At 73.4% G+C, this 16,463-nt stretch carries 13 protein-coding genes and 1 riboswitch; of the genes, 3 read left to right on the top strand and 10 right to left on the bottom strand.

Annotated features, from left to right (window positions below):
• Positions 1 to 338: 338 nt before the first annotated feature.
• From ACH4E8_RS09105 to ACH4E8_RS09065, 9 genes are all read right to left on the bottom strand, one after another.
• Complete coding sequence (locus tag ACH4E8_RS09105; RefSeq protein WP_398445847.1) at positions 339 to 1,064, bottom strand: transglycosylase family protein; 726 nt, start codon at positions 1,062 to 1,064, stop codon at positions 339 to 341.
• A 3-nt stretch (positions 1,065 to 1,067) separates the two neighbouring features.
• Positions 1,068 to 1,242, bottom strand: a riboswitch (cyclic di-AMP (ydaO/yuaA leader).
• 287 nt (positions 1,243 to 1,529) lie between these two features.
• The gene (locus tag ACH4E8_RS09100) at positions 1,530 to 2,552 is read right to left on the bottom strand and encodes a transglycosylase family protein (RefSeq protein ID WP_398445845.1); all 1,023 of its coding nucleotides are present in this window, start codon (positions 2,550 to 2,552) and stop codon (positions 1,530 to 1,532) included.
• A 111-nt stretch (positions 2,553 to 2,663) separates the two neighbouring features.
• Entirely contained in the window at positions 2,664 to 3,929 is a 1,266-nt protein-coding gene (locus ACH4E8_RS09095; RefSeq protein ID WP_398445843.1) for a cytochrome P450, read from the bottom strand.
• A gap of 409 nt (positions 3,930 to 4,338) precedes the next feature.
• Positions 4,339 to 5,328: a nucleoside triphosphate pyrophosphohydrolase gene (locus ACH4E8_RS09090; protein WP_398445841.1), complete on the bottom strand. Its 990-nt coding sequence runs from the start codon at positions 5,326 to 5,328 to the stop codon at positions 4,339 to 4,341.
• A gap of 43 nt (positions 5,329 to 5,371) precedes the next feature.
• On the bottom strand, positions 5,372 to 6,028 hold the full coding sequence (locus ACH4E8_RS09085) for a SurA N-terminal domain-containing protein (protein WP_398445839.1): 657 nt from the start codon (positions 6,026 to 6,028) through the stop codon (positions 5,372 to 5,374).
• A 149-nt stretch (positions 6,029 to 6,177) separates the two neighbouring features.
• Positions 6,178 to 6,600, bottom strand: coding sequence for a GtrA family protein (locus tag ACH4E8_RS09080; RefSeq protein ID WP_398445837.1), 423 nt, complete (start codon positions 6,598 to 6,600; stop codon positions 6,178 to 6,180).
• A 423-nt stretch (positions 6,601 to 7,023) separates the two neighbouring features.
• Positions 7,024 to 8,529, bottom strand: coding sequence for a protein kinase (locus ACH4E8_RS09075; protein ID WP_398445835.1), 1,506 nt, complete (start codon positions 8,527 to 8,529; stop codon positions 7,024 to 7,026).
• Positions 8,526 to 9,272: a hypothetical protein gene (locus tag ACH4E8_RS09070; RefSeq protein WP_398445833.1), complete on the bottom strand. Its 747-nt coding sequence runs from the start codon at positions 9,270 to 9,272 to the stop codon at positions 8,526 to 8,528. The genes ACH4E8_RS09075 and ACH4E8_RS09070 overlap by 4 nt, the downstream gene beginning before the upstream one ends.
• Positions 9,273 to 9,496: 224 nt before the next feature.
• Positions 9,497 to 11,671: an N-6 DNA methylase gene (locus ACH4E8_RS09065; protein WP_398445831.1), complete on the bottom strand. Its 2,175-nt coding sequence runs from the start codon at positions 11,669 to 11,671 to the stop codon at positions 9,497 to 9,499.
• Positions 11,672 to 11,982: 311 nt separating this feature from the next.
• On the opposite strand from ACH4E8_RS09065, the gene ACH4E8_RS09060 reads away from it, so the two are divergent.
• Positions 11,983 to 13,035, top strand: coding sequence for a DUF4352 domain-containing protein (locus ACH4E8_RS09060; protein WP_398445829.1), 1,053 nt, complete (start codon positions 11,983 to 11,985; stop codon positions 13,033 to 13,035).
• Between the two features lie 40 nt (positions 13,036 to 13,075).
• Entirely contained in the window at positions 13,076 to 14,008 is a 933-nt protein-coding gene (locus tag ACH4E8_RS09055; RefSeq protein WP_398445827.1) for a hypothetical protein, read from the top strand.
• Positions 14,009 to 14,154: 146 nt separating this feature from the next.
• Here ACH4E8_RS09055 and ACH4E8_RS09050 read toward each other — a convergent pair whose 3' ends face one another.
• On the bottom strand, positions 14,155 to 15,183 hold the full coding sequence (locus ACH4E8_RS09050; protein WP_398445825.1) for an ArsR family transcriptional regulator: 1,029 nt from the start codon (positions 15,181 to 15,183) through the stop codon (positions 14,155 to 14,157).
• Between the two features lie 56 nt (positions 15,184 to 15,239).
• On the opposite strand from ACH4E8_RS09050, the gene ACH4E8_RS09045 reads away from it, so the two are divergent.
• Positions 15,240 to 16,457: an MFS transporter gene (locus ACH4E8_RS09045; RefSeq protein WP_398445823.1), complete on the top strand. Its 1,218-nt coding sequence runs from the start codon at positions 15,240 to 15,242 to the stop codon at positions 16,455 to 16,457.
• Positions 16,458 to 16,463 lie beyond the last annotated feature (6 nt).

Raw genomic sequence — 16,463 nt, 5'->3', positions numbered from 1 at the left:
CGGGCTCAGCGGCCCGACGGCAAGAGCCTAACCGGCCGGGGGGCGCCGACCGGCCGCTGCCCGCCCCCTGGGACGAAAAAGAGTGCGAAGAACTTCACCCCGGCCAAAAGGCGCGCAACTACCGCCGGGTAACGCCTCTCAACTGCGCGGATGCCTGCTCAGACGCGGGCCGGCGGCGGACGGCGCGGGCTCCCTGCGGACGGTGCGGGCTGCCCGCGCACCCGTGACACACAGAGCCCCGGGCCGGCGCGTACGGGGGAAGCGCGTCGGCCCGGGGTCGTGGGTGGCGAACCCGTGGGGGGTCGGGTCGGGGTGACGGCCCGTGGGTTCGCGGCGGGTCAGCTCAGGTGGAGCTGCTGACCCGGGTAGATGACGTCGGCGTCGTCGACGACGTCCTTGTTCAGCTCGAACAGCTTCTGCCAGCCGCCCTCGACCTGCTCGGTCTCGGCGATCTTGCTCAGGGTGTCGCCGGACTGGACCTCGTACTCGCCGTCGCCCTTCTCGAAGCCGCCGGCCTTCGGCGCGGACTTGGCCGGGGCGGACGGGCGCTCGGAGCGGGTGGTCGGGGCCTCGGCGCGCTCCTGCGAGGGCTGCGCCTGCTGCTTCGGCTGCTCCTGCTTGGGCTTGGGCTGCGGCTTCGGCTGCTCCTGCTTCGGGGCGGGGGCCTGCTCGGCGCCGCCGCCGTTGTACGCGGCCTTGGAGAGGCCGACGCCGCAGCTCGGCCAGGCGCCCTTGCCCTGGCCCGCGAGGACCTTCTCGGCGATCTCTATCTGCTGCGACTTGGAGGCGAGGTGCGCGTTGGACGCGTACTTGGTGCCGCCGAAGGCCGCCCAGGTGGACGGGGAGAACTGCAGGCCGCCGTAGTAGCCGTTGCCGGTGTTGATGGACCAGTTGCCGCCGGACTCGCACTGGGCGACCTTGTCCCACTCGGCGGCGGTGGCGGCGGAGGCGGAGGTGGCGCCCACCAGCGGGGCGGCGATCGCGGCGGTGGTGATGCCGGCGAAGGCGGCGAACTTGGCGGCCTTGGAGGGGCGACGGTGCTTGCCCTTGCTGGAAAACAGCATGGTGGATCTCCTCACCGACGCCTACGAGGTGAGCTGTCGGGTTCGGGCCAAGTGAGTTGCCCGGCCGCGCTCGGCGCGGCTTCACCCCTAGCCGGTGTCCGTGCCCCGGGTCTCCCCGGGGTGGACGGGACCGGCACGTACGTGGGTCCCCCGCTCCTGCCTTCGGCGCTCTCGCGACGACTGTTCCCCCCGACCGACGGCAGGATTCGGCGTGACGGTCAGTGGTGCCCGCTTTGGCGAGCGGTCAGACCGTAAACACAGCCCTCCCCGATGTTCAAAGAAGGAACATCGGGGAGAAAACGCCCATCACGGCCTTCCGGAAACCCCCGTTTCCGCAGGTGGGGCACGGAATGCGCCGTTCCGCTCGATGCCGGAAGCCCGTTCGAGCAGAGAGACACATGTCTCACTTACGCGGAAACGGACAAAAGCCAGCAAAACCCTGCCTCAACGCGCCCCGGAGTGCGGCTACTTCACCCTGAGGTCAAGGTTCTGACCAGGCAGGATCAAGTCGGGGTCGGCTCCGACGGCGTCGCGGTTCGCCTCGTAGAGCGCCGGCCAGCCCCCGGGGAGGTCCTGCGCGTCCGCGATGGCCCAGAGGTTGTCACCGGGGCGGACGGTGTACGTGCCGGGCGACGCGGTCGCGCCGTCGGTGTTCTCGGCGGCCTCGCCCTTGTCCTTCTGGACGCCAGCGGGGGCGCCCGAGTTGCCCGTGCCGGCGCTGCCCTTGCCGTTGGAGGTGCCGGCGCCGGTGGACCCGTCGCCCCGCTGTCCCTTCGCCGGTGCGCCGGCCGCCTTGCCCGGGTCGCCGGGCTGGACGGAGTCGCCGCGGCCGGGGGTGTCGCTGCGCGAGGCCCGGGTGTCGTCGGCCGTGCGCTGCTCGCCCGTGTCCTTGCCCGCACCCGTGCTCGCGCTCGTACCCGAGGGGTCCGGGGTCGCCGGGGTCGCCGGGGTCTCGGTGGCGGCCGGGCCGCGGTGCTTGCCGCCGGCCTTCTTGCCCTCGTCCGCACCCGCCCGCGCGGCGTCGCCGTTGCCGACGCCCTGGGTCGACGCGGGGGACGGCACGGCCGGCGCGGTGGGCGTCGGCAGCGCGCCCGGGTCGACCTTCGGCGCCTCGACGCCCGACAGCCCCGCGTTCGCCCCGCAGGACGACCACGCCAGCGGCCCCTGGGCGGCGAGCACCTTCTCCGCCACCGCGATCTGCTGCGAGCGGCTGGCGAGGTCGGCGCGCTCCGCGTACTGCGCACCGCCGAAGGCTTCCCAGGTCTCCTGCGAGAACTGGAGCCCGCCGAAGTAGCCGTTGCCGGTGTTGGCGCTCCACTGCCCGGCGCTCTCGCACTCCGCCACCCGGTCCCAGACGGCGGTGTCCGCGGCGGACGCCGACCCCGCGCCCAGGAGCGGGATCGCGATCGCGGACCCCGTCACCCCCGCGGCGACGACGAGGGCCGGGGCCTGGCGAGGACGGCGATGTCGACCATTCCCGGAGAGCATGCGGTTGCCTTTCGCTGACGGCTGAGACGGGGGTGAACGTAGCCGGACTCCAACGTCAGTCACAAGTCAATGCAGCCCGGATCACACGAACATCACAGAGTTGATGCTCCGTCAGTAAGTTGGGGTCCCGAACTCCACCGGAAGCGTGCGCAGTCCACGCATGATCAGACCGCCGCGCCACCGCAAATCGGTCGGATCCACGGCCAGTTGCAGGTCAGGGAGGCGCCGTAGCAGGGTCGCGAGCGCCGTCTGGGCTTCGATGCGGGCGAGGGGCGCGCCGAGGCAGTAGTGGATGCCGTGCCCGTACCCGAGGTGCTGATTGTCACGTCGGGACAGATCGAGGACGTCGGGCCCGTCGAAGCGCTCGGGGTCGCGGTCGGCGGCGGCGAGCACCACGAGGACGGGGTCGCCCTCGCCGACTTGCTGCCCGCCGATCGTCAGCGACTCGGTGGCGAACCGCCAGGTCGCGAGCTCCACCGGTCCGTCGTAGCGCAGCAGTTCCTCCACCCCCGTCTCCAACAGGTCCGTCCGCCCTGCCGCCAGGGACTCCTGGAGCAGGGTGCGCTGCTCGGGGTTGCGCAGCAGGGAATAGGTGCCATTACCAATCAAATTAACGGTGGTCTCAAATCCGGCAAACAGCAGGATGAAGGCCATCGCGGCGGCCTCGTTCTCGGTGAGGTGCTCGCCGTGGTCGCTGGCCCGGATCAGCCCGGAGATCAGGTCGTCGTCGGCGCTCTCGGCACCGAGGGTCTCCCGCTTGCGGTGGATCAACTCGGCGAGGTAGCCGCGCATCTTCTTCACGGAGCGGGCCACGCCGCCGCGGGGGCCGCCGCCGTGGCGGATCATCATCCCCGCCCAGTCCCGGAAGTCGTCCTGGTCCTCGGCGGGCACGCCCAGCAGGTCGCAGATCGCGTAGATGGGGAGCGGGAACGCGAACTCGTGGATCAGGTCCGCGCTGCCGCGGTCCGCGAAGCCGTCGATCAGCCGGTCCGTCAGCTCCTGCACGCGCGGCGCGAAGGCGGCGACGCGGCGGGGCGTGAACGCCTTGGAGACGAGCCGGCGCAGCCGGGTGTGGTCCGGCGGGTCGATGTTCAGCAGGTGCGTCATCAACTCCGCCTTGCGCTCCCCCGGGATCCCGGTCTTGCCCTTGGCGTGGGCGGGCTCGTCGTGGTGCGCCGGGTTCTTCGACAGCCGCGGGTCGGCGAGGGCCTGCCGGGCGTCGACGTACCGGGTGACGAGCCACGCCTCGACCCCGCTGGGGAGGGTGGTGCGATGCACGGGCGAGTGGGTGCGGAGCCAGGCGTAGGTGGGGTAGGGGTCGGTGGCGAACTCCCAGGTGAAGAGTGGTGGTGTGGGCTGGCCGGGAGTCGCGTGCATACGCCGACGCTATCCCGTACGTGCGCTTGCGCTGGCGGGGCGCCCTGACGCGCTGTCCCCTGCGGGTGCGTTGGCCCCCGGGGCCGACCAGACGAACCCGCCGTTTCCCTTGCGGATGCGTTGGTCTCCGCGGGCTGGTGGTGGGCTGGTCGCGCAGTTCCCCGCGCCCCTAAAAACCCTCGTCCCGCAGGCAGGCGACAGGGGAAGCAAGACAGGGGCGCGGGGAACTGCGCGACCAGCCCACCACTCGGCCGCAGAGACGAACGCACCTTTGCCAGCCACGGCGATGTTGTCCAGGGGCGCTGGGGGTCCCCCCAGCCTCTGGGTGTAGGGGGCGGAACTGCGCGACAAGCCCACCAACGGGGCGCGGGGGCCGGGCAGCCCGCAGGGACGACGGGGCGGCGCGGGGCTAGCGGGAGGATTCCGTTGCGCGGATGGACGCGTGGTACGCGCGGGTCGCCGCGCGGAGGGCGGATTCGGGGTCCACGCCGGACGCGTCCGCCGCCGCGGCGAGCGCGAGCAGTTCGTAACCCACGCCCTCCCCCGCGGGGAGCGGCACGTCGAGCCCCGCAGTACGGACGCGGGACGCCAACTTCGCCGCGAGGGCGAGCGCCGGCTGACCGAGGGGGACGCCGTCCGTCACCGAGTCGCGCTGCTTCTCCGTCGCCTTCGTGCGCAGCCAGATGTCCCGCACGTCCTGCGGCGTCCGCGCCGTCTCGTCGCCGAAGACGTGCGGATGGCGGTTGATCAGCTTGTCCACGATCGTCCCGGCGACGTCGTCGACCGAGAACGGCTCCTCGGGGTCTTCCTGCGCGATGCGCGCGTGGAAGACGACCTGGAGGAGGACGTCGCCCAGTTCCTCCCGCAACTCGTCGCGGTCGCCCAGCTCGATCGCCTCGACGAGTTCGTACGCCTCCTCGATCGCGTACTTCGCGAGGTCCTTGTGCGTGGGGACCGACGACCACGGGCACTCGACCCGGATGCGGTCCATGACCTGGACGAGGTCGAGGAGCCGGGCGCCGGGGAGGTCGTACGAGCCGGGCAGGAGTTCCAGTGCGGGCATCGCGACCCGGCCGGAGCCGGCGAGGCGGGCGAGGCCGTCGGTCAGGGCGCGGTCGCCCTCGCCGGTCACCAGGACGACCACGGTCGCGCCCCCGGCGCAGGCGTCCACCAGGCCCTGGGCGTCCGGCACCGGCGCGGTCGCCTCGACCCCGGCCTCCCGCAGGTGCGGGAGCTGGGGGTGGGCGGGGTCGGCGCAGAGCACCAGGTCCGCGGTGCGCAGGGTCTGCCACGCGGGCCAGGACAGCAGCCCGGGTGCCACCCGGTGGCTCGTGGTGAGCAGGACGATGCGGCCGGTCGGCCCGGTCCCGGTGGACGCGGCGGAGGTGTTCGTGGTCACCCCACGAACCTACCTCCGCCGGCCCGGCGCCCCGGAGCGCCTTTTACGCCGTCGCCGGCACCGCCGGCTGCGGCTGCTCGCTGACCTGGGAGATCCACGCCGCCTTGTAGTCGCCCAGCTCCAGCTTCTGGTCGTCCCAGGTGCCGAAACGCGGGTTCACGTCGATGTCGAGGGACTTCGCCGCGGCGGTGAAGGCCGCGTTCAGCTTCTGCTGGCCCACTGCGGGGTCGTTGGTGCCCATGGAGCGGGCGAGCTTGTTGATCAGGATGTCGCGTTCCACGACGGCGTCGAGCTGGTCGGGGGCGACCCCCCGCTCCTGGAGGTACGCCGTGGCGAGGCCCTCCTCGCCGCCGAAGCGCTGGGCGAGCGCCTCCCGGCCCTGCTGGAGCTCCTTGCGGGTGACGGTGACGCCCGCGTCGTCGGCGGCCTTGTGCACCACCTCGTTGACGATGAAGTCGTAGAGCTTGGCCCGGCTGAGCTGGCCGGTCTCCCGGACGAGCTGTTCGCCCTGGGGGGTCTTCTCCTGGGCGGTGCGCACGTCCTTGACCGCGGCCTGGACCGTGGACACCTCGATCCGCTCGCCGCCGACGATGGCGGCGGCGCCCGGGTGCGCGTCATTGCCGCAGGCGGTGAGGAGGGGTGCGGCGGACAGGAGCGCGGCGGAGACGATGATCGCGGTGCGACGACGACGGCGGGGCAAGGGAGCCTCCTGACGAGGTTTGTGCGACGAGTCACAAAGTCCTGCGGTGATCGATGGTAGGCAGTCAGCGGTGCCCGGGCCACCACTTCGCCGCCACTGTTTCGAACCAACGACCCCGGCGCCGCCGAGGATGCGCCCCGCGCCGCGGCTCAGCGGCGGTCGGCCGACCCCACCGGCTGGCGCTCGCCGCCCGCGTCGCCCGGCTCCGGCCTGAGCATGATCGTCCGGGAGACGACGAAGGTGATCGGGATCGCCGCGGCCGCCGCGATCAGCGGTGCGTACCGGCTGCCCAGGTCGAAGACGTCCACCAGCAGGTAGACGCCGGTGGTGGTGACGACGAAGTTCGCCGCGTTCGTCAGGGGGAAGAGGAGGAACTTCCGCCAGGTGGGACGGGTGCGGTAGGTGAAGTACGAGGTGAGGAAGAAGGAGCCGATCATGCTGAGCACGAAGGCGATGACGTGCGAGGCGACGTACGGCAGCCGGGTCAGCAGGATCAGGTACAGCCCGTAGTAAGTACCGGTGTTGACCGCGCCCACCAGGGCGAATCGCAAGAGCTGGCCCCGGACCGTCATCTTCTCGCCAGCTCCCCGCGGATGTGCCGTACGTGCGCCTGTGGCCAGGGCAGCGTACGCCATGGCGGGGGCGGGGAGTGGGCGGGTCCCGCGCCCGGCGGTGGGCTGCCCCGCAGTTCCGCCCCCCGGTGCCTGCGGGCTCGGGCCCCGCGCCCCCGCGCCCCTGCGAGTGCGGGCCCTCGCGCCCCCTGACGCACCCGCCGTGGACCCTCGAGTGCGTCGGTCTCTGCGGCCCGGTGGTGAGTTGGTCGCGCAGTTCCCCGCGCCCCTGTTTTGCTCCCCTCGTCGCTTACCTGCGGGACGGATGGTTTTAGGGGCGCTGGGGTCCCCCCAGGCCCTCTGGGGCCGAAGGGGCGGAACTGCGCGAGAACCCGCCACCGGGGCGCGGGGAGCCGGCCGGCCGCAGGGAGCCGGGTCCAGAAGCTAGGGGCGGAACTGGCGTTGGCGGTCCAGGGCTCGGCGGAGTTCCGCCGGGAGTTGGTGGTAGGGGCCGAAGGTGCGCTCCGCGTCGTACAGCAGCGCCTGGAGGTGGTGGTGCGCCCCGGTGTGGTCGCCGACCGCGAGCAGCAGGTTCCCGATGCGCTGGCGGAGGTCGAAGGCGCGGGCGCTGTCGCCGGCGTTCTCGTAGTACGGCAGCAGGGCGCGGTACTCGGCGGTGGCCGCCGCGGCTTCGCCGAGTTGCTCCAGGCACTGGGCCGCGTCGTAGCGGAACTGGAGCGTCTGCGGGTCGGCCGGGCCCGCTTCGGCGGCGCGGTCGTCGGCGAGCTTGCGCAGCTCGGGCAGGGCCCGCCGGTACTGACCGTCGTCCATCAGCGTCGTCGCGTACTGCTTGCGCAGGATGCGGACGACCGGGGAGCGTTCGCCGTGCTCGGCCGCGGCGGCCGGGAGGATGTTGCCGAGGACGTCGACGGCCCGGGTGATGCTGCCCTCGCCGAGCAGACGCTTGACCTCGTCGACGGCGGCGGCCACGTCGGGCTTGGACGGGGCGGGCACCACCGGCGGCGGGGTGACGGCCGCCTCGGGGCGGTCGGGCCAGGGGGCGTGCGGTCGCAGGAAGGGGCGGGTGGGGTCGAGGGGGCCGCTGGGTGCGCCGCGCTGGGGCAGCAGCGGGGCCAGCGCCTCGTACACCTCCTGCGCTCCGGACGGCCGGTGCTGCGGGTCCTTGGCGAGCAGCCGCAGCACCAGGGCCTCCAGCGGCTCGGGGACCTCCGGGCGGATGCGGCGCACCGGCAGCGGCGACTCGTACAGATGGCGGTGGAGGACGCCGAGCGCGGTGGAGCCGGCGAAGGGCACGTTGCCGCTGAGGAGTTCGTGCATCAGCACCCCGAGCGCGTACAGGTCGGTGTACGGGCCGATGGCGCCGCCCATGGCCTGTTCGGGCGCCATGTAGGCGGGGCTGCCGATGGGCGAGCCGGTGTGGGTGAGGCGGGTGGTGTCGGTGTCGATGACGGAGGCGACGCCGAGGTCGAGGACGGTGACGGCGCCGTCCGGTTTGACGACCACGTTCCGCGGCTTGAGGTCGCGGTGCACGATCGGCACGGCGTGCACGGCGGCGAGCACGGCGCAGAGTTGGGCGGCGACGGCGACGGTCCACTGCCAGGGGTAGGGCTCGTGCTCGGCGAAGTGGTCGGCGAGGTCGGCGCCTTCGACGAACTGCATGACGAGGTAGAGCTCGTCGCCGTCGCTGCCGGCGTCGTGGACGGTGACCAGGCCGGGGTGGGTGACCTGGGCGGTGACGCGGCACTCCCGCACGAAGCGGCGGCGCATTTCGGCGGCGGCGGTGCCGTGGGCCATGTGGTCGGGGCGCAGCAGTTTGACGGCGACGCGGCGGTCGAGCCGTCGGTCGTAGGCGGTCCAGACCTGGCCCATGCCGCCCTGGCCGATGACGGAGGAGAGCTCGTAGCGGTCCGCGATGACGCGTCCGTTCACCGACCCTGCTCCTTGCGGAGGTAGTCACTGAGCTCGTCGAGTTCGGCGCGGACCTGGTCGATGCGGGGCTTGTCCGGCGCCCCCGGCTGCTGCTGCAACGACTGCTGTTGCGAAGGCGGTTGCTGCGAAGGCGGTTGCGGTGGTTGCTGCGGCTGGGAGAGCTGGGTCGGCAGGTGCGTCTGGGTGGCCTGGAGGTGGTGGGCCACGTGCGGGGCCGGGTGCGGAACGTGCGGCGGCTGCGGGTACGCGGGCGGCGGGGTGTGTACGGGCGGATAGCCGTACCCGGGGGCCGGGGACGGACCGGCGCCCGGTGCCGAATGCACAGGTGGGTAGCCGTATCCCGGCGTGACGGACGGTGTGGCGGGCGGCGGGCCGTAGCCGCCGGGCCCGCTCACCGCCGGCCCCGACCCCGACCCCGGCGCGTACCCCGTTCCCCGCCGCTGGTCGTAGTGCCGGATGTCGACGATCAGGTAGTGGACGGCGGCGCCGACGCCCAGGCAGAGCAGCGCGGCGACCGTCACGAGGTCGACGGCGTTCGACGGCTCCGTCTCGCCGTTGGCGTCCGGCTCCGTGTCCGAGCCCCAGGCCCCGATCGCCACCACCAGGAAGACGGCGAGGGCGATGCTGGCGACGAAGAGGATCCAGTCGACCGGTCGGCGGCGCAGTTGCGCGACCCGCAGCATGGCGGCCCAGGCCCCGAGGCCGCAGGACAGCACGGACACGGCCAGGAACAGCACGCGCACGAGCACGATCACAGCGGCCGGTGGCGGACCATGGCGCGGTGGGGCGTAGCCGGGGCCGTGCATTCCTGCTCCTGGTGAACCTGGGGCCTGCAGAGTACGGATGAGCGTATACACCGACAAGCGGTCCAGCTCAGGGGTTGGCCGGACCCGCCGTACGGTACGTCACCGATTCCGTGCGGGGCACGGATCACCGGGCCCGCGCCCCGGGGAGCGCCTGTCCACGATCAGTCCGGTCTGACGGTCCCCTCCGTGAGGCCGTCGTACAGCCCCTGCACCAACTGCTCGCCCAACCGGCCGGCCAGCCGCAGCGCTTCCTCGAAGGCGGCCAGCGCGTGGAACCGGGCGCCGTAGCGGCGCTGGTCGGCGAGGGGCAGTCGGGGCAGTTGGAGGCGGCGGACGTCGAGTCGGGTTGCGGTGGACGCGTAGCTGCTGGCCTGGCGGGTGTTGGCGGTGCCGCGCAGGAAGCCGGCGAGGAACCAGGGGTCGAGCGCCTGCGGATCGGGGCGCAGCAGTTGGAGGTTGCGGCCGAGGGCCGCGCCGGCGTCGCGCTCGTCGACGACCCGGACCACGGAGCCGCCGCCGAGCACGGGCACGACGACGTCGCCGGCTTCGAGGCGTACGGACTCGTCGTCCGGTGCGTCGGGCAGGGCGCCGGTCGGCGGGGCGCCGGCCAGGACGTCCTGCTCGGTGAGGACGGCGTCCCGGGGCGAGGGCCGGGCGGGCGCGGGAGCCGCGGGGGCCGGCACGGCGGCGGTGGTGCCGGCGCGCAGCGACAGGGCGTGGGCGCGGGCGAGTTCGCCGACGGTGGTGGTGGGCCACACGGCGCGTTCGGCGGTGCCGGCGGTGGGTGCGGGGGCGAGTTCGCCGGTGAGCCGCAGGGTTTCGGTGAGCTTGGCCCGTGCGCGTTCCAACTCGGCCACGTCGCCGCCGGCCGCGGCGGGCGGGACGTGGCGGGCGGGGGCGAGGTCCACGTCGTCGTCGAGGAGTTCGATGACGGGGACGGCGCGGCTGACGCCGGTGCGCCCGGGCTGCGGGGCGCCGGCGGCCGGGGCGGCGGGGGGCGTGGCGGGGGGCTTGGCGGGGGCCGTGGCGCCGGGGTCGTCGGTGCCGCTGAAGGCGAGCCAGGCGTCGAGGACCGCGTTCTGCACCGTCTGCCAGTCGAGCCGGTCGCGTCCGCCGCCGGCGCCGCTGAGGTCCGCGGTGTCGACGAAGAGCACCTCGGGCGGGGGCAGTTGACCGGCCGCCGGCTTGCGCAGCACCCACAGGTGCAGCGGGATGCCGTACGGCGGGGCGGCGCCGGCCGGCAGGGAGACGACGGCCCGCAGCGCGCCGCGGCGCAGCAGGCCGGCGCGGATGCGGCGGCCGGAGCGGCGGGACGCGGCGGCGGGCGGCATCAGCAGGACGGCGGTGCCGCCGGGGCGCAGCCGGGCGAGCGCGTGCTGCACCCAGGCCAGTTCGGACTCGGTGCGGGCCGGCAGGCCGTACTCCCAGCGCGGGTCGTAGCTCAGCTCGTCGTGGCCCCAGTTGCGTTCGTTGAACGGGGGGTGGCAGAGCACGGCGTCGACGGTGACGTCGGGGAAGGCGTCGGCGCGCAGGGTGTCGCCGGAGCGGGCGCGTACGCAGACGGCGCCGGCGGCGCTGACGGCGTCGGCGTGCAGGGCGAGGCGGAGCGCGGTGAGCGCGGTGAGGTCGGGGTCGGCCTCCTGCGCGTAGAGGGCGGCGGGGCGCTCCACGGCGCGCAGCAGGGTGCCGGCGCCGGCGGCCGGGTCGAGCACGGTGGCGGCGGATGCCTGCGGGGGCGCGGCGAGCGCGGCCATCAGGGCGGCGGGCCCGGGCGGGGTGGGCGTGTACTGGCGGATGTTGGCGTCGAGGAAGCGGCCGAGCAGGAACTCGTACGTCTGGCGGGGGCCGAGTTCGTCGGCGAGTTCCCCGACCGAGCGCAGGAAGGGGATCGCCTGGCGGGGGAACTCCAGACAGGCCCTGGCGAGCAGGGCGTGCCGGTCGTCGCCGAAGCGGACGCTGGCGACCTGTTCCACGGCGGTCGGCAGCAGTTCGGCCATGCGTTCGTCGGGGCGGGCCGTCAGCTCCTGCCAGGTGCTGGGCCGCTCGCGCAGCAGCAGGAGGGCGAAGCCGGCGCGGGTGAGGGTGGCGGCCGCGGTGGCGGGGCTGTCGGCGAGTTGCTGCCAGACCCGTTCGCGCAGCGGGACTTCGGCGAGCTTGCCCTGTTCGCGCAGCCAGCGCTCGACGTCGCTGAGGGCGAAGGCGGGGCTGGTCTCGGTGCCGCCGACGGGTTTGGGGAAGTCGGCGTGGCGGCGGCGCCAGTTGCTGACCGCGGCTCGCCCCACTCCCGCGAGCCGGGCGATCCCTGCCGCGGTGACCTCGCTAGCGCTCTCTGGCACTGACCGCCTCCTGGTGTGTGAACCGCTGCTCCCGGGCGCCGCCGATGCCCCGCACGTCCCGTTCCGCAGCCGGTCGCCTGTGTCACCGATGATACCGGCCGACACCGAAGAGACCCATTCACAGTGCACGTAACCGTTCACGGCGTGATTGATGTTGACTCGGTTCACAGCCTCTGTTCTTATTGTCGAGGCTCTTCACGGAGCGGGTGTCCCGCACCGACCACAACACGTTTGCAGAGAACGCGACGTCACATCGGAAGAGCCGCCTCGACCAGGCGTCGCATGACCCTCATGTCCGGGAGGACAGCTCCATGTCCCACTCATCGCAGCCCCCGTACGGCAACTCGCCCCAGTACGGCGACGGCAACCCGCCCCAGCAGTACGGGACCGGCGGTGACGCGCAGCACGGCGCCGCGCCCTACGGCGACCAGCAGGCCGCAGCCGTCACCAGCCAGCCGCACTGGGAGCCGGGCGCGGGCGGCACTCCCCCCGGAGCCGGCGGCCACGGGGGCCACGGCGGACCCGCAGGTCCGGCCGGCCCCGGCGGCGGTCACCGGGTACCGCTGCGCAACGGCCTCGGCACCGCGGCCCTGATCCTCGGGATCATCGGCCTTATCACCGGCCCAATACCCTTCGTCTTCTGGCTTGGGGGTACTCTCGGGCTTCTCGCCCTCATCCTCGGCCTGGTCGGACGCGGTCGCGCCAAGCGCGGCGAGGCGTCCAACCGCCGTTCCGCCACTGCCGGTTCGATCATCGGCGGCGTGGCCATGGCCCTCGGTGTCGTCGGCGCCATCCTCACGGTCCAGATCACCAACGACGCCGTGGACGAACTCGACAAGTCGCTCGACGAGGCCACCGCCGTGCAGGAGCCCGGACTCGACGACAAGGACGGCAAGGGCGGAAAGGACAAGGGCAAGAAGGGCAAGGGGAAGAAGGGGAAGGGGGGCGGCGACGGTGACGGATCCGGCGCGGGCGGGGCGTACGCGCCCGGCGACACCGCCTCCTACGACGACGGCCTCAAGGTCACCGTGACGGCGGCGAAGAAGTTCACCCCCGGCGAGTACGCGGCCGGCCACGCCTCGGGCAACAAGGCGTACAAGGTCACCGTCTCCCTGGAGAACACCGGGACCAAGAACTTCGACACCGTCCTGACGATCGTGGACGCCCGCGCGGGAGCCGACGGCGTCACCGCGGAGAAGATCTACGACGACGCGGTCGGCATGGGATTCGACGGCAACGTCGCCCCCGGCAAGAAGGCCACCGTCACCTTCGGCTTCTCCTCGCCCGCCGAGGCCAAGAACCTCACCGTCGAGGTCACGCCCGGATTCGACTACGGCCCGGTGCAGTGGGAGCTGCCCGTCTGACGCTCCCGTCACCTCATCAGCAGCACACCCGGAGTAACGCATGTCAGTGATCACCCGTCTCCGCCCGCGCCGCCGCCAGGCCGCGGCCGTGGCCCTGCTCTCCGCGCTCGCGCTGACCGCGACGGCCTGTAGCGAGGACAAGGCCGGCGGCGCGAAGGCAGCAGCCGAAGCCGCACAGGCCGACGGCGCCGGCAAGGGCGCCAAGGGGGCGAAGGACGCCGGCGACCAGGGCGGTTCGACGGCCCCCGCGGAGAAGTCGTCGGGCGGGGCCGACGACCCCTTCGGCGGCAAGTCCGACGACGAGGTCGTGGCGGAGGCGCTACAGGTCACCACCGACGTCTCGTCCGTGACCATCGGGTTCGACGGCATGATGGACGACCCCGACCTCAAGGGGCGCATGACGGGTGAGATGTCGATCCACGACACGGGCCAGTGCGTGGGGGTGTTCACCTTCGAGGACAAGGGGAAGATGGACCTCGCCGTCATAGGCAAGGACGTCTACCTCCGGCCCGACGACAAGATGCTCCGCACCCAGATGGTGCCGCCCGGCACCCCGAAGGCCGAGGCGGACCCCGTCCTCAAGCTCTTCCGCGGCAAGTGGATGAAGGGCTCGTCCACCGACCCGGACATGAAGGACATGGCCGAGTTCTGCGACCTGGACAAGATGTTCAAGGAGTTGCGCGAGGACAGCTCGGACACGGGCTCCGGCTCCGGCGGCTCGATGCGCCGGGGCGAGGAGACCGTGGTCAACGGGCAGAAGGCCGTCCCGTTCGTGGACTCCAGCGGGGACACCGGCTACATCGCGAGCGAGGGCAAGCCGTACATCCTCAAGATGACGGACCCCAGCGAGGACGCCGAGATGGAGACGGTCACCCTGTCCAACTTCGGCTCCGCGCCGCTGCCCACGGTGCCCTCGCCGGACAAGGTGCTGGACCTGGAGAAGCTGGAGGAGGGCGCCCGCAAGAGCGTCTGAGGCGTACGGGCACTTGAGGCCCGCCGAAGGAACCCGCGACGGCGCGGGGTGGGACCGCCACAGGGGAGCGGTCGCGCCCCGCGCCGTCGCGCGTTCTACACTTCTGCGTCTTCCTGCGCTGCTGTGTTCCCAGTGCTGTGACCGCGTCAGCGCTCGGGGCTGGCCAGCAGCCGGTCGCCGAGGGCGCTGCGCCGGTACAGCACCGACCGCCCGTCGCGCGCCCGGTTCAACAGCCCCGAGCCGTGCAGCACCCGCAGGTGTTGGGAGACCGCGCTCGGGGTCACCCGCAGTCGGCGGGCGAGTTCCGCCGTCGGCAACGGCTCCTCCAGCAGCGCCAGCAGCCGCGCCCGGGGCGGGCCGATCAGCGCCACCAGCGCATCGGACGGCGCGGCGCCGGGCGGCCCGCCGTCCGCCGCGGTCCACAACGTCCCCGCCCCACGGCTCGGGTAGAAGAGCAGCGGCGGCTCGTCGGACCCCACCGGGGGCGCCGGCTTGTGCGCGAAGACCGAGGGCACCAGCAGCAGCCCGCGGCCCGCCGCCGCAGCGTGGTACTCGCCCAGCACCCGGCTGACGTACAGCACCCCGTCGTGCCAGCGCAGGTTCGGATGCACGTCGGCGAAGAGGAGCCGCGCGCCGCCCTTGGCCAACTGCCGGGCCCGGTACGTCATGTCGGCCTCCAGCAGCAGCCGCATCCGCGGCCAGTGCGGCGCGAGGGCCACGTCCCAGTACTGCCGCAGCAGGTCGCAGACGGCGTCCCGGAGCCGGGCAACTGCCGGGCCGCGCTCGCCTTCGCCCGCGGCGATGACCCGCAGCGGCTCGGGCAGCGGGTCCGGGGCGTGCGCCGCCACCAGGTCGCGCAACACGACGTCGGGCGGGGTCGCCCGCACCCGGGCCAGCTCGTCGTCGAAGGCCGGGGCGAAGCTCTCCGGCCGCTGGGTGAGGAAGTCCGGCAGCGTGCGGCGCTGCGCGACCAGCGACATCAACAAGTCGACGTCCAATGCCCGCGACCGCTCCCGTACCCGCAGCTGCGCCAGCACCTCCCGCCGCCACGGCAGGTGCAGCGCCGTCAGGCCCGGGTCCTGGAGCACCCGCAGGCTCAGCATCGCCTCGCTGAGCGGCGAGAGCGCGAACCGGGTGTCCGCGAGGTCGTCGACGCCGAGCTCAAAGCTGATCATTAAGCAATACGCTACATCGATTGGCCGACCGCTCCCGCTGGCGTCCACTGCTGTCCATGACTCCTGCTCCGGACCGGTCGGGCGCGCCCGCCGGACTCAGTCGCCGCACCCTCCTCCTGCTGGCGCTGACCTGCGCCGTGGCCGTCGGGAACGTGTACTTCCCGCAGGCGCTCGTGCCGCTGGTCGCGGCGGACCTGGCCACGTCGGCGGACGCGGCGTCCATGGTGGTGACCGCCACCCAACTCGGCTACGCAGCAGGAATCCTGCTGGTGGTGCCGCTCGGCGACCGGTTCGCCCACCGCCCGCTGCTCGTCGCCCTGCTCGCGACCACCGCCGTCGGACTGCTCGCCGCCGGCAGCGCCCCCGCCCTGCCCGTCCTCGTCGCCGCGTGTGCGCTGGTGGGCCTGACCACCGTGGCCGCGCAGGTCATCGGGCCGATGGCGGCCGGGCTCGTGCCCGCGAACCGGGTCGGCGCGGTGATGGGCACCCTGCTCAGCGGGTCGATCGGCGGGATGCTGCTGGCGCGCGCCTTCGGGGGTGCGCTCGGCGAGGCGGCGGGGTGGCGGGCGCCGTACCTCGTCGCGGCGGGGCTGGTGGCGCTGCTCGCCGCGGTCCTCTTCCGTACGGCCCCGGCGACCGCGGCGGCGACGCGGCGGGCCTACCCGGCGCTGGTGGCGGAGGCGCTGCGGCTGCTGCGCACCGAGCGCGACCTCCGTCGCTCCTGCGGCTACCAAGCGGCCGTCTTCGGCGCGTTCTCGGCGGTGTGGACGTGTGCGGCGCTGTTGCTGACCGGGCCGGCGTACGGTCTGGGGGCCCCGGCCGTCGGGGTGTTGGCGCTGGTCGGCGCCGTGACGATGTGCGTCGCGCCGCTCGCGGGCCGGCTGGTGGACCGGCACGGCCCGGACGCGGTGACCCGCGGCGCCCTGCTCGCCACCACCGCCTCCGCCGCCCTGCTCGTCCCCGGCGGCGCGGGCGGCACGACGGGCCTGGCCGCGCTCGTCGCCGGCACGCTCCTGCTGGACCTGGCGCTCCAGGCGGGCACGATCGCCAACCAGGCCCGGGTCTACGCCCTGCGCCCCGACGCGCGCGCCCGGCTGAACACCGCGTACATGACCCTCGCTTACCTCGGCGGCGCAGCGGGCTCCTGGCTGGGAGTACGGGCGTACGGCGCGGGCGGCTGGCGCGCGGTGTGCGCCTTGGTCGCGGTGCTGGGGGCGGCCGGGTTGGCGGGGGCGCGCAGGCGACGGTCCGCAGGGGCGCGTTCCACCTTGTGAAACGGT

The sequence above is a fragment of the Streptomyces sp. NPDC017979 genome (assembly GCF_044328175.1).
In the GTDB taxonomy this organism is placed as follows: Bacteria; Actinomycetota; Actinomycetes; order Streptomycetales; family Streptomycetaceae; genus Streptomyces.
Note: the sequence above shows the minus strand (reverse complement) of the source record. Positions and strands in the feature narration are given on the sequence as shown.